The sequence below is a fragment of the Micromonospora sp. NPDC003241 genome (genome assembly GCF_053589795.1).
In genome coordinates this window covers 23914-36171 of record NZ_JBSFSO010000032.1, presented here as the reverse complement: position 1 = coordinate 36171, position 12258 = coordinate 23914, and the positions used below count along the sequence as shown (strand labels likewise).

Sequence of the window (12258 nt, the reverse complement as noted above, 5' to 3'; positions counted from 1 at the left end):
AGATCAGCAACCACAGCGCTTTTGCCCGTATCTGCTCCCCGCGTACGCGGGGGTGATCCCCGCATCAACCCAGCGCTAGCGAAGTCCGGGCACTGCTCCCCGCGTACGCGGGGGTGATCCCATCATGTTCATGGGGCGGTCCGCCTGGGTGAACTGCTCCCCGCGTACGCGGGGGTGATCCCGGCCACCAACGTCACCGGCATCACGTCGACCACTGCTCCCCGCGTACGCGGGGGTGATCCCGTGGTGCAGATCCACCACGAGGCGGTCGAGGTCTGCTCCCCGCGTACGCGGGGGTGATCCCCGACGACACCGCCCGCCGGCGGACAGGAGGGACTGCTCCCCGCGTACGCGGGGGTGATCCCTTGCCCGCCGTGAGGGCCGCCGTCGCCACGGTCTGCTCCCCGCGTACGCGGGGGTGATCCCGATTCCGAGTACGGCGGGTGGGTCTCAACCCGCTGCTCCCCGCGTACGCGGGGGTGATCCCGCTAGCGACTCCTCGTGCACTGGGAGGGTGGGCTGCTCCCCGCGTACGCGGGGGTGATCCCTGCGACCGGTACAGCGCCAACGCCAACACCTCCTGCTCCCCGCGTACGCGGGGGTGATCCCGCCGCATTGATCAGATCCAGGGCGGGAGTGCGCTGCTCCCCGCGTACGCGGGGGTGATCCCTCCGGAAGCGTCTAGCCCCATTGATCGGACGTCTGCTCCCCGCGTACGCGGGGGTGATCCCGAGACACGCCCGTACCACAGCCGAAAGGCGGGCTGCTCCCCGCGTACGCGGGGGTGATCCCGCTCAAGGCGCCGCAGGCGCCGACCGCCACCGCTGCTCCCCGCGTACGCGGGGGTGATCCCATGCCCAGCGCCACGCCGACGAACGACATGAGCTGCTCCCCGCGTACGCGGGGGTGATCCCCCCCTGTGCGATCATCAGCGTTGCCGCGGTGCCTGCTCCCCGCGTACGCGGGGGTGATCCCCGGATTCAGACGACCGTTTACCGGATCGGGTACCTGCTCCCCGCGTACGCGGGGGTGATCCCGCGATCTGCGCGTGCTCGGACTCGAACGCTCGCTGCTCCCCGCGTACGCGGGGGTGATCCCGTCCGCCCCACTGAGCTTGAACTGGGTCATCGCTGCTCCCCGCGTACGCGGGGGTGATCCCCGCCGGTCCTACCTGCGGACCTCCGACGGTATCTGCTCCCCGCGTACGCGGGGGTGATCCCCACTCCCGCACGGCGGCGTCCTGAGGGCCGGCCTGCTCCCCGCGCACGCGGGGGTGATCCCGAGGAGAAGCAGCCCGACCTGATCGAGCGGCGCTGCTCCCCGCGTACGCGGGGGTGATCCCGTGGAGCCGAAGCGGCACTACATGCCTGTGGCCTGCTCCCCGCGTACGCGGGGGTGATCCCCCGATCACCGGCACACCCGGGACCGGATCAGCCTGCTCCCCGCGTACGCGGGGGTGATCCCTCGCGCCACGTCAGCGCGGTCACGTCGGGCTCCTGCTCCCCGCGTACGCGGGGGTGATCCCGCTGCGCAGGTGTACCGCGAACGGGTGCTGCACTGCTTCCTGCGTACGCGGGGGTGATCCAGGTTCCGGATGTGCATGTGCCAGGGCAGCTTCTGCTCCCCGGCGCAACCGGAGATGATCCCATCTTCAGGTGGGGCCTGTCCGTGAGTGGCGACTGCTCTCCCGCGCACGGCGGGCGATTCCGCAGCATCACGTTCTGGCCGGTGTTCGTGTTTGTGCTTGATCAGGCGTGCGGTGGTGCGATGGCTCGACCCGACCAGCGGTGCCGAAATCGGGCGTGTCGCCGTACCCGGACTGGTGGGGTTGCGTGGTCCGGTGCTGTCGTCCTGAGCGGTCATTACCGTCGGTCAGAGGAGCGATTCCCGGCGTGATCGAGCCGTCCGACCCGTCCGATTAGGGTGACCAGCGTCGTCGTACGTTAGGGGGATCAGGGAACAGGATCAGGGGGAGTGTCAGCCCCCTGACGCCGGGTCTTCTCTGGTACGAACGTAGGAGTTTCGACGAGAGGACAGCGCCCTTATGACCCATGCCCTGGTCACCGCCGAGAACCTCAACGCCGCGCTCGACGACATCGTGGATCGGGTGCCCGGCGCCAAGTTCGCGGTGGTGCTCTCCCCGGACGGCATCATGCTGGGGGCCTCGCGGGGCATCGACGAGGAGATCGCCGAGCAACTGTCCAGTGTGGTCTGTGGGCTCCAGGCGCTGGGGCTGGCCGCTGCCCGACTGTGCGGTGAGGGTGAGCTGCACCAGGTGGTGGTGCAGATGTCGCGGGCGTTCCTGTTCCACGCCACCGCCGGCAACGGGGCGATCCTCACCGTCGGTATCGACGGCTCGGCGGAGGTCGGGGACATGGCGTACGAGGTCGCCCTGTTCTGTGCGCAGGCCGGCGATCACCTGCCGGTGTACGTGGAGCCGGCGCCCCACCTGACCGGGCGGTGATCCGCTAGCCGCGGTCGCGCTGCGCGTCGTACGAGGGCGCCGGGTTGGCCACCTGCCACAGTTCGGCCGGCAGGTTCGCGATGACGTCGTCGTAGTCGGCGGGGGCGACGTCACCCCGAATGGTGTCCATCACCGCCCGGATGCCGGCCTCGGCCAGGTCGGGGTCGACGTCGGCCCGGCCGCCGACGCGCTGGACGAACACGTCGAGCCCGAACCGTTCGGCGGTCTCGCTGGGCGCGAACGTGTACGCCCGCAGCCCTTCCGGGAGTTGGTCGGCCAGGTCCCGGGCCTCGCCGCCGTCGATCCGCTCGGCCAGCGTGGTCAGGGTGGCGCGCGCGATGGCGGTCGCCTGCTCCGTCGACGCGCCGGTGCGGTTCGCCACGGACTCGATGAACTCGTTCTCGTCCAACCCGCCGGCCCCCTTCTCGCAACGGATCTGGCGTCTACCCGGGAATCGTCGTGACAAACGGCACTCTTCACCCGAGTACGGCCGCTGGGGCATCGACGAGTCTTGTGCGCCGGTGCGCGGAACGGATAACGTCGCGCCGTCGCGGTAATGGGAAGCCGGTGTGAGACCGGCGCGGCCCTCGCCACTGTGACCGGGGAGTTCACTCCGACTTGTACGCCACTGGGTCCGTGGAGGACCTGGGAAGGCCGGAGTTCGCGACGATCCGGGAGCCAGGAGACCGACCCCGACGTGTGATCTCGTCCACGAGGTGTTGGAAGGGGAGGTCGACTCATGCACATCGCTGAGGGCTACCTACCACCGGTGCAGGCGGCGGCATGGTTCGCGGTCTCGACACCGTTCGTCATCCACGGTGCGCGCAACCTGGTCCAGCAGGTCCGCGCGAACCCCGACGCGAAGCTGTTGCTCGGCGCGGCCGGGGCGTTCACCTTCGTCCTGTCGGCGCTGAAGATCCCTTCGGTGACCGGCTCCTGTTCCCATCCGACCGGTGTGGGTCTCGGCGCGATCCTGTTCCGAGCCCCCGTGATGAGTGTGCTCGGCACGATCGTGCTGCTGTTCCAGGCACTCCTGCTCGCCCACGGCGGGTTGAGCACGCTCGGCGCGAACGTCTTCTCGATGGCCATCGTCGGCCCCTGGGTGGCCTTCGGCGTGTACGCGCTGATCCGCCGGCTCGGTGGCGGCCTCGGCATCTCGGTGTTCTTCGCCGCCGCCCTGGCCGACCTGGCGACCTACTGCGTGACCAGTGCCCAGCTCGCGCTGGCCTTCCCCGATCCGGATTCGGGCTTCGTCGGCGCGCTGGCCAAGTTCGGGTCCATCTTCGCGGTCACCCAGATCCCGCTGGCGATCAGCGAGGGGCTGCTCACCGTCCTGGTGGTGCGGTTGCTGGTCCGGGTGAGCCCGCAGGAACTGCGCCGGCTCGGCATTCTGCGCCGTCCGGCCCCGACGACCCAGGGAGCGGTGGCGTGAAGTCGTTCGGCCGGACCAACCTGTTGTTGCTGCTCGCCGTGGTGGCGTTGGCGGTGGCGCCGCTGGTGCTGGGGCTCGGCAGCGGCGAGGAGCCGTTCACCGGTGCCGACGCCCTCGCCGAGGAGGCGATCGTCAACGACCACCCCGACTACGAGCCGTGGTTCAGCTCGATCTACGAGCCGCCGTCGGGCGAGATCGAGTCGGCGTTGTTCGCGCTCCAGGCCGCCCTCGGCGCCGGGTTCCTCGGCTACTACTTCGGGGTCGCCCGGACCCGGCAGCGGCTGCGTGGCGAGCAGACCGCGACCGGGGAGAAGACCACCGACTAGTGCTCGCGTTGGACGTGGCGGCGTACGCCAGCCCCTGGCGGCGCCGCCACCCGGCGGAGAAGGCCCTGTTGGCCCTGGGCCTGTTGGGGTGCGCGTTGCTCCTGCCACCGTGGCCGGGTGCTGCGGTGGTGGGCCTGACCGCGGCGGCGGCGTTGCTCGGGCCGGCGGCGCTGCCGCCGCGCCTGCTGGTCCGGGCGGCCCGGACCCCGCTGTTGTTCATCCTGACCGGCTCGGTGCCGATGCTGGTGGCGGTCTCCGGCCCGACGCGCGTGCGGTGGGCGCCGGAGGGGCTGGCGACGGCCGCCGCGACCGCCGGTCGGGCCTGTGCCGCGCTGCTCTGCCTGCTGCTGTTCGCCGCCACCACGCCGCTCGCCGACGTGCTGCCCCGGTTGCAGCGTCTCGGGGTGCCGAGCGCGGTCACCGAGGTGGCCGCGCTGATCTATCGGATGTTGTTCCTGCTGTTGGAGAGCGTGCACGCGGTGCGGCAGGCCCAGGCGGCCCGGCTGGGGTACCGGACCTGGGCCAGCACCTACCGGTCGCTGGCCGGGCAGGCCGGTGCGGTCTTCGTCCGGGCGTTCTCGCTGGCCCGGCGTTGGGAGGAGGGGTTGGCGCTGCGCGGTTACACCGGCTCGTTGGCGGTACGCACCGAGGTCCGTCGGCCGTCGGCGGCGTTCCTGACGGTCACCGTGCTGCTGTTGGCGGCGGTGGTGCTGGCCACCCGGCTGCTGGTGGCGCTCGGATGAGCGGCGACCCGCCCCCGGAGCTGCGCGAGGTCGGCGACCCGCCGCTGTTGGAGCTGCGCGGCGTCAGCTTCGGGTACGAGGCGGAGCGGCCGGTGCTGACCGACGCCGACCTGCGGGTGCCGGCCGGGCGGCGGATGGCCGTGCTGGGGCCCAACGGCGGTGGCAAGACGACCCTGTTCCGGCTGATGGTCGGCGCGTTGGCCGCCGACGCGGGCACGGTGCTGGTCGGCGGGGTGCCGCTGCGTCGGACCCGGGCCGGGCTGCTCGATGTCCGCCAGCAGGTACAACTGGTGCTCCAGGACCCGGACGACCAGTTGTTCGCCGCGACCGTCTTCCAGGACGTCTCGTTCGGGCCGGTCAACCTCGGTCTGGACGACGCGCAGGTGCGGCAGCGCTGTGCCGAGGCGCTGGCGGCGTTGGAGATCACCGACCTCGCCGACCGCCCCACCCACCTGCTGTCGTACGGCCAGCGCAAGCGGGTGGCGATCGCCGGGGCGGTGGCGCTGCGGCCCCGGGTGCTGATCCTGGACGAGCCGACCGCCGGGCTCGACCCGTCGGGGGTGGAGGCGCTGCTGCGGACGCTCGACGCCCTGCACCGGGCCGGCACCACGCTGCTGCTCGCCACGCACGACGTGGACCTGGCATACCGGTGGGCCGACGAGCGGGTGCTGGTGGCGGGTGGCCGGATCCGGCAGGGCGTGACCGGTGCCGAGCTGGGCGGCGGGGACCTGCTCGACGGTGCCGCGTTGACTCCGGCGTGGGCGCCGGTGGTGCACCGGCTGCTGGACCGCGTACCCGACCTGGCCGGTGCCCGGCCACGGACCCCGGCGGAGTTGGCCCGGCTGTTGGACGCTCTGGTCGGAGCCGGCCGAAAGGTTCCGGAAGGACCTTGACGCATCGATCAAGATGGTTACGATTTGCGCAATGCGACGGATTCGCCCGGAGCTCACCGGCCCCGACCCGACCGACGTCCATCCCGCCTGGCTGCCGCCGGCCGCGTTTCGCGCCGTCGGTTCCCGGCACACGCTCGTCCACGGCGACGGCCAGCTCGTCGACACGGTGCTGCACGAGGTCCGACTCGCCTGCGCCACGCACGGCGGCACGGTCCGCCGCTGCGCCGACGGCCCCCCCGCCGACCTCGTCCTCGCCCTGACCGAGACCGCCGGGCGTCCGGGCGGGACCGCACCCGCGACCGAGCCGTCCGACCGCTCACCGTCCGTCGTGGACGAGGACGGGACGCGACGGGTCCTCGACGCCGCGCGGGCCGACCTGGCCGCCGCCGGGGGTGGGCCGCTCGGCGACGAGGGGTACGCGGTCGTCCGCCACGGTGAGGTCACGGTGGTACTGGCCGACGCGCCGGCCGGACTGCTCCACGGACTGTTCCACGTCGTCCGGCTCGGCGAGTCGGCGTTCGGCGCACCGCATCCGGCGCGGGCGTACCGGCCGGTGATGCGGCGACGGATGCTGGACCACTGGGACAACGTCGACGTGCACCCGGTGATGGGCCAGGTCGAGCGCGGGTACGCCGGTGGGTCGATCCTCTGGCGCGACGGCCGGGCACACCCGGACCGGGCGCGGGTGCGGGCGTACGCGCGACTGTTGGCCGCGTGCGGGATCAACGCGGTGTCGGTGAACAACGTCAACGTGCACGCCACCGAGGCGCGGCTGCTCACCGACCGGCTCGACGACGTCGCCGAGATCGCCGACGACCTGCGTCCGTACGGCATCCGGGTGCACCTGTCGGTGAACTTCGCCGCGCCGGTGATGGTCGGTGGCCTGCCCACCGCCGACCCGCTCGACGAGAAGGTGCGCGCCTGGTGGGCCGAGACCACCGCCCGGGTGTACGCCCGCATCCCGGACTTCGGCGGTTACCTGGTGAAGGCCGACTCGGAGGGGCAGCCCGGCCCGTTCAGTTACGGCCGCGACCACGCCGACGGGGCGAACGTGCTGGCCGAGGCGTTGGCGCCGTACGGCGGCGTGGTGCACTGGCGGGCCTTCGTCTACAACCACCGGCAGGACTGGCGGGACCGCTCCACCGACCGTGCCCGCGCCGCCCACGACACCTTCGCCCCGCTCGACGGGAGCTTCCGGGACAACGTCGTGGTGCAGGTCAAGCACGGTCCGGTGGACTTCCAGACCCGGGAGCCGGTGTCGCCGGTGATCTCGGCGATGCCGGGCACCCGGTTGGCGGTGGAGTTCCAGGTGACCCAGGAGTACACCGGCCAGCAGCGGCACGTCTGCTATCTGGCGCCCTGGTGGCACGAGGTGCTGCGGTTCACGCCGTGGGGCGACGACGGGCCGACGGTCGCCGACGTGGCCGCCGACGGGGGTGGGCTGGCCGCCGTCTCCAACGTGGGCGACGACCTGTTCTGGACCGGTCATCCGCTGGCCCAGGCCAACCTGTACGCGTACGGGCGGCTCGCCTGGGATCCGCGCCTGCGTCCGGAGGACGTGCTCGACGAGTGGATCGACCTGACCTTCGATCCGGCGGCCGGCGCCGATCCGGAGCTGTTGCGCCGGACGCTGCACGAGATCATGGACGACTCGTGGCGCACCTACGAGCGGTACACCGCCCCGCTGGGGGTGGGCTTCATGGTGCGACCCGGGCACCACTACGGCCCGGACGTCGACGGATACGAGTACACCCCCTGGGGCACCTATCACTTCGCCGACCGGGACGGGGTGGGCGTGGACCGTACCCGGGCCACCGGCACCGGCTTCACCGGCCAGTACCCGCCACCCTGGTCGCAGGTGTACGAGTCGCCTGAGCAGTGCCCCGACGAACTGCTGCTCTTCTTCCACCACGTCCGCTACGACCATGTGTTGCGCAGCGGCAGCACGGTCGTGCAGCACATCTACGACACCCACTTCGCCGGGGTGGCGGAGGTGACGGCGATGAGTGACCGCTGGGCGGCGCTGACCGGGCTGGTCGACCCGGTCGTGCACGCCCGGGTGGACGAGCGCCTCGCCGAGCAGCAACGCAGCGCCCAGGAGTGGTGCGACCAGGTCAACGCCTATTTCCACCGTAAGTCCGGAGTGCCGGACGCGTACGGTCGCCCGCTGTACTGAGCGTGGGCGGGGTCGGTGCGGGTTGACCGACTCCGGTAGCGTGTCGGCGGTCTGCCTGGGGGAGGTTCCCCAGCGTTGTCCAGGGAATGGGGCTGTCAGTTGTCACTGTCCAAGAGGGTCGCCGTCGTGGCGGTCTCCGCGCTCACGGCACTCGCGATGACCGCCTGCGGTGGCGGCGGCGGTTCGTCGTCCGACTCGGATGCTGCGGCGCAGCCGAACGTGCTGGAGCAGCTCGCCAAGGACCTCAAGGGGTCGCTGCAGAAGACCGTGGAGAAGACCGAGTCCAGCGACTCGGTGACCATGTCGATGCAGGGCACGGCCGCCGGTGAGAAGATCACCGCGCAGGGTGTCATCGATCTGCGTGACCCGATCAAGGTCGAGATGACGACCACCGACTCGGACGGCAAGCCGACGACCATCCGGATGATCGAGACCGCGGTCTACGTCGAGGTCCCGGAGGCCGACCGCGCCAGCATGGGCGGCAAGCGCTGGCTGAAGATCGATGTGGGTGCGGCCGGCGCGCAGGCCGGCATGGACTTCACCAAGCAGCTTGAGGACGTCGACCCGACCAAGCAGGTCAAGGCGCTGCTCGCCAGCGAGAACGTCACGGTCGTGGGCGAGGAGAACGTGAACGGGGTGGACACCGTCCACTACACCGTGACCCAGTCGATCCAGGAGTACCTCCAGCAGGTCGACGCCGAGATGCGCAAGGGCGTCGAGCAGGAGCTGGCCAAGCAGGGCGTCAAGGAGATCACCATCGACCTCTGGGTCGACGGGCAGTACCAGCCCCGTCGGGCCAAGGTCGTCACCGGCAACCTCGGCGACATCACCGTCGACTACACCGACTACGGCAAGCCGGTGAACATCGAGACCCCGCCGGCGGCGGAGACCACCGACTTCGCCGAGATGATGAAGGGCCTCGGGGACCTGACCTCCTGACCCGGAACCACCACGACTGCCCGGTCGGTGAGTACCCCTCACCGGCCGGGCAGCGTCGTCTCCGCCGGAAGATCCAGGTACGCGGCGAGTCGCGCCGCGCCGGTGAGCAGGTGCCGGCCGCGTACGGTGAGCCGCTCCCGCCAACCGCGCAGCGAGGCGGCGAGCGGGGCGGCACCCCCGGCGGCGCGTACCCGGCGGAGCACGTCGGCGATGTGGTCGAGCCGGTATCCGCCGCGCCGCAGCAGGTGGGCGAGTTCGGCGTCCCGCACGTCGTCGGGGGAGTAGACGCGGTAGCGGGTCGCCGGGTCACGGTCCGGCCGCAGCACGCCGGCCCGTTCCCACTTGCGCAGGGTCGCCGGCCGTACGCCGAGCCGGTGCGCCAGGGCGCCGATCGGCAACCCCTCCCGGCGGCGCGGTTCGGGCGCGACCCCGGTGAGGACCGCCACCGCCGTCTCGACCGCGTCCAGGGTCTCCCGGTCGCGGCGCAGCAGGGCGTGACCCTCGTCGATCACCCGCAACGCCGTGTCGATCTCGCCCCGGTGCACGGCGCGCATGATCTCGCCGCTCGCCGCGTGCCCATGCCCCGGGATCAACGCCAGGTACGCGTCGAGCGCCCGGGCGTGCCGCTCGGCGTATCGGCGGTACCCGCTCGGACTGCGTTCGGCGGGCGGTAGGACCCCGTCCCGCTCGTAGTTGCGGACCGCCTGCGTGGACAGGCCGTACGGACGGGCGAGGTCGACCGGTCGCCGTACCCCGCTGTTTGAGGGTTGCACCACGTTCACCGTGCCATCTTGCTGGAAAGTCTCAATGGGCGGTTCAGCGATACGGTCGATGGAGTGACGAATCTCCTGGACCTGCTTCCCGTACCGCCGACCCTGCTCGCGCTCGGCGAACCGACCCACGGCGAATCCGCCTTCCTCCAGATCCGCAACGAGCTGTTCCTGGCGTTGGCGCAGCGCGGCTACCGGTCCATCGCGCTGGAGAGCGACCGGGCCGCCGGCCTGGTCGCCGACGAGTTCGTGCGGGGCTCCGCCACGGTGACCCTGGACCGCGCCCTCGCCGAGGGGTTCAGCCACGGGTTCGGCGACGTCCCGGCCAACCGGGACCTGCTGGTGCGGATGCGCGAGTACAACGCGGGGCGGCCGACGGCCGAGCGGCTGAGCTTCCACGGCTTCGACGCCCCGCTGGAGATCACCGGTGCCCCGAGCCCCCGCACCTTCCTGCTGCGCGTCTGCGAGTTCCTGGGCCAGGACCGGACGGCCGAGATCGACGCCCTGGTGGGGGACGAGGCGCGGTGGAGCGACCAGGCGGCGATCTGGGAACCGGGGCGGTCGGTCGGCGACACGCCCGAGGCGCACCGTCTGCGGGTGCTCGCCGACGACCTGCTGACCGAGCTGTACCTGCACGCTCCCCGGCGGCCGGGCGGCTGGCGGGCGGCGTACGCGCAGGCCACGTCTGCGGTCGCAGTGCTGCGCTACCACGCGGCGGCCGCCGCGCCGCTGGGCCGGGAGGAACGCTTCGCCCGACTGGTGGCGGTCCGGGACGCGCTGATGGCGGAGAACCTGCTCGCGATCCGCGCGGCCGAGGCGGACCGGGGCCCCACCCTGGTCTTCGCGCACAACCGGCACCTGCAACGCGACCCGGGCACGATGACGATGGCCGGCACCGAGGTCACCTGGTGCAGCGCCGGTGCCATCGCCGGCTCGCTGCTCGGCGACGGGTACGCGGTGGTGGTCGGCAGCCTCGGCGTCAGCCCGGCACTCGGCATCGAGGCACCCGAGCCCGGCTCCTTCGAGGCGGCCCTCCAGCGCGACGGCGACCTGCCCCGGTACGTCCCCGTCGCGGCGGTGCGTCCCGCCGGAAAGCGCAGCCACGACTACCGCTACTTCCCGCTGGAGCAGGCGACCGTGGACCACGCCGACGTGCTGCTGCACGTGCCGACCGGCACCGACCCGGCGATGCTCGCCGCCCGGATTCTGGCGCTGCCCGACACCACGCAACTGGTCGCGAGCGAGGAGAACGGTGCGCCGGAAGGTGCCTGGGGCGACCGGTTCTTCTCCGTCGGCCCGGATCACCGCCGGCCGTTCGCCACCATCGTGGAACGCGACGTGCCCGGCTTCGACGAGGACTCCGGACTCGACCGGCCGGGTGTCTTCCGGCTCAACCTCGACCTGGGCCGGACCGAGTTCGCGCGACTGTTCGGCTTCCCGCCCGCCGACTTCCCGCAGCACCGGCACGAGTACGACTTCGCCCGGCTGGACACCGTGCTGCCGCATCCCGCTTACGCCCGGCAGGGCTTCGCCAGCATCGTCATGCCCGGCCCGCAGATGCTGCCCGAGATCGACCGGCTGCTGGCGATCGCCCACGCCCGCGCCGTCGCCCGTGGTGAGCGCTCGGGGTGAGGTGTTAGGAGGGGACCCCTGCTATGCACGAGACGTTAGGAAGGGTCCCTTCCTTACACCTCACCGCACGAACTCCTCGCGGACCACGTCGGTCATCGGCGCGGCGCCGCGCACCAGCGCCAGCGCCATCAGCGACCCCATGGCCGCGGTCGCCGCCTCCGACGCGACAAACGTCAGCGTCGTCGCCGCGACCAGCAGCAACGCGGTACCGACCGCCACCACCGGCGTACGCAGCACGAAGTAGCCGGCCAGCCGCAGCACGTCCCGCAGCCGGAACGTGAACAGCGAGGTGATGACCAGTGCGTTGACCCCGACCACGGCGACCCCGACGCCGACCGTCACCAGCGGCACCACCCACCAGCCGGGGACCCCGGCCACCGGCAGGTTGACCAGGTTGACCGCGATGATGGTCAGCCACACCAGCGTCGCCACCCAGACCAGCAGCGCACCGACCAGGTTGGCCCGGTAGCCGCGCCAGAACAGCCGCCCTGGGTGCAGGTCGGTGAGGTCGAGGCGTTGGTGGTGCAGCGTGTAGAGCGCGGCGGACAGCGCCGGGCCGAGCGGCACCGCGCAGAGCGCGACCAGCGGCAGGTTGCTCGGGTGACGTTCCAGCGCGAACAGGGCGACCAGGCCGGGTGCCGCGCAGACCAGCAGCAGCACCTCGACCACCAGCAGCGTGTAGACCAGCGCGGCGCCCCGCGACAGCGGCCCGTCGCCGAACTCCCGCACCACGACGCTCACGGCCGCTCCTGGCCTTGCAGGCGGCTCTCGGTCCCGCAGGGCGCGGTGTGGTCGACAACGGTGATGCGCATCCTCGTCCTCGGGCTCGCGGGGGCGGGCGGGAGAGTGGCCGGTCCGATCGCACCGACACGATCGGACCGGC

The 12258-nt window shown here is 71.9% G+C and carries 11 protein-coding genes, 1 CRISPR repeat array and 1 riboswitch (1 of these 13 only partly in view); of the genes, 8 read left to right on the top strand and 3 right to left on the bottom strand.

From position 1 onward, the window contains the following. Positions 1 to 1586: a CRISPR direct-repeat array (repeat unit 29 nt; unit sequence CTGCTCCCCGCGTACGCGGGGGTGATCCC); it reaches 213 nt to the left of the window's first position. Between the two features lie 458 nt (positions 1587 to 2044). Then, on the top strand, positions 2045 to 2464 hold the full coding sequence (locus ACWDVW_RS22870; protein WP_449952210.1) for a roadblock/LC7 domain-containing protein: 420 nt from the start codon (positions 2045 to 2047) through the stop codon (positions 2462 to 2464). A gap of 4 nt (positions 2465 to 2468) precedes the next feature. Here ACWDVW_RS22870 and ACWDVW_RS22865 read toward each other — a convergent pair whose 3' ends face one another. After that, a complete protein-coding gene (locus ACWDVW_RS22865; RefSeq protein ID WP_449952207.1) occupies positions 2469 to 2873 on the bottom strand; it encodes a DUF2267 domain-containing protein in 405 nt (134 codons plus the stop codon). 125 nt (positions 2874 to 2998) lie between these two features. Further along, positions 2999 to 3173, top strand: a riboswitch (cobalamin riboswitch). A gap of 30 nt (positions 3174 to 3203) precedes the next feature. On the opposite strand from ACWDVW_RS22865, the gene ACWDVW_RS22860 reads away from it, so the two are divergent. From ACWDVW_RS22860 to ACWDVW_RS22835, 6 genes are all read left to right on the top strand, one after another. Beyond that, positions 3204 to 3896 carry an energy-coupling factor ABC transporter permease gene (locus tag ACWDVW_RS22860; protein ID WP_396748317.1) on the top strand — a complete coding sequence of 231 codons (693 nt, stop codon included), beginning with the start codon at positions 3204 to 3206 and terminating at the stop codon, positions 3894 to 3896. Continuing rightward, the gene (locus ACWDVW_RS22855; protein WP_449952203.1) at positions 3893 to 4222 is read left to right on the top strand and encodes an energy-coupling factor ABC transporter substrate-binding protein; all 330 of its coding nucleotides are present in this window, start codon (positions 3893 to 3895) and stop codon (positions 4220 to 4222) included. Before ACWDVW_RS22860 ends, ACWDVW_RS22855 begins: the two co-directional genes overlap by 4 nt. Beyond that, positions 4222 to 4965 carry a cobalt ECF transporter T component CbiQ gene (gene cbiQ / locus ACWDVW_RS22850; protein ID WP_449952202.1) on the top strand — a complete coding sequence of 248 codons (744 nt, stop codon included), beginning with the start codon at positions 4222 to 4224 and terminating at the stop codon, positions 4963 to 4965. Before ACWDVW_RS22855 ends, cbiQ begins: the two co-directional genes overlap by 1 nt. Further along, positions 4962 to 5858 carry an energy-coupling factor ABC transporter ATP-binding protein gene (locus ACWDVW_RS22845; protein ID WP_449952199.1) on the top strand — a complete coding sequence of 299 codons (897 nt, stop codon included), beginning with the start codon at positions 4962 to 4964 and terminating at the stop codon, positions 5856 to 5858. Before cbiQ ends, ACWDVW_RS22845 begins: the two co-directional genes overlap by 4 nt. Before the next feature lie 31 nt (positions 5859 to 5889). Then, complete coding sequence (locus ACWDVW_RS22840) at positions 5890 to 8034, top strand: alpha-glucuronidase (RefSeq protein ID WP_449952196.1); 2145 nt, start codon at positions 5890 to 5892, stop codon at positions 8032 to 8034. A gap of 126 nt (positions 8035 to 8160) precedes the next feature. Further along, complete coding sequence (locus ACWDVW_RS22835; protein ID WP_449952193.1) at positions 8161 to 8973, top strand: hypothetical protein; 813 nt, start codon at positions 8161 to 8163, stop codon at positions 8971 to 8973. Between the two features lie 38 nt (positions 8974 to 9011). Here ACWDVW_RS22835 and ACWDVW_RS22830 read toward each other — a convergent pair whose 3' ends face one another. Beyond that, positions 9012 to 9746, bottom strand: coding sequence for a MerR family transcriptional regulator (locus tag ACWDVW_RS22830; RefSeq protein WP_449952296.1), 735 nt, complete (start codon positions 9744 to 9746; stop codon positions 9012 to 9014). A 63-nt stretch (positions 9747 to 9809) separates the two neighbouring features. Here ACWDVW_RS22830 and ACWDVW_RS22825 point away from each other — a divergent pair, with 63 nt between their 5' ends. Continuing rightward, positions 9810 to 11375: a DUF6194 family protein gene (locus ACWDVW_RS22825; protein ID WP_449952191.1), complete on the top strand. Its 1566-nt coding sequence runs from the start codon at positions 9810 to 9812 to the stop codon at positions 11373 to 11375. Between the two features lie 60 nt (positions 11376 to 11435). Here the strand turns inward: ACWDVW_RS22825 and ACWDVW_RS22820 are convergent, their stop codons facing one another. Continuing rightward, positions 11436 to 12116 carry a hypothetical protein gene (locus ACWDVW_RS22820; protein WP_449952188.1) on the bottom strand — a complete coding sequence of 227 codons (681 nt, stop codon included), beginning with the start codon at positions 12114 to 12116 and terminating at the stop codon, positions 11436 to 11438. Between the last annotated feature and the right edge of the window lie 142 nt (positions 12117 to 12258).

Bases quoted from the DNA above. Each gene is read 5' to 3' on its own strand.
- ACWDVW_RS22870 (WP_449952210.1), top strand. From the start codon at position 2,045: ATGACCCATGCCCTGGTCACCGCCGAGAACCTCAACGCCGCGCTCGAC.
- ACWDVW_RS22860 (WP_396748317.1), top strand. From the start codon at position 3,204: ATGCACATCGCTGAGGGCTACCTACCACCGGTGCAGGCGGCGGCATGG.
- ACWDVW_RS22845 (WP_449952199.1), top strand. From the start codon at position 4,962: ATGAGCGGCGACCCGCCCCCGGAGCTGCGCGAGGTCGGCGACCCGCCG.
- ACWDVW_RS22840 (WP_449952196.1), top strand. From the start codon at position 5,890: ATGCGACGGATTCGCCCGGAGCTCACCGGCCCCGACCCGACCGACGTC.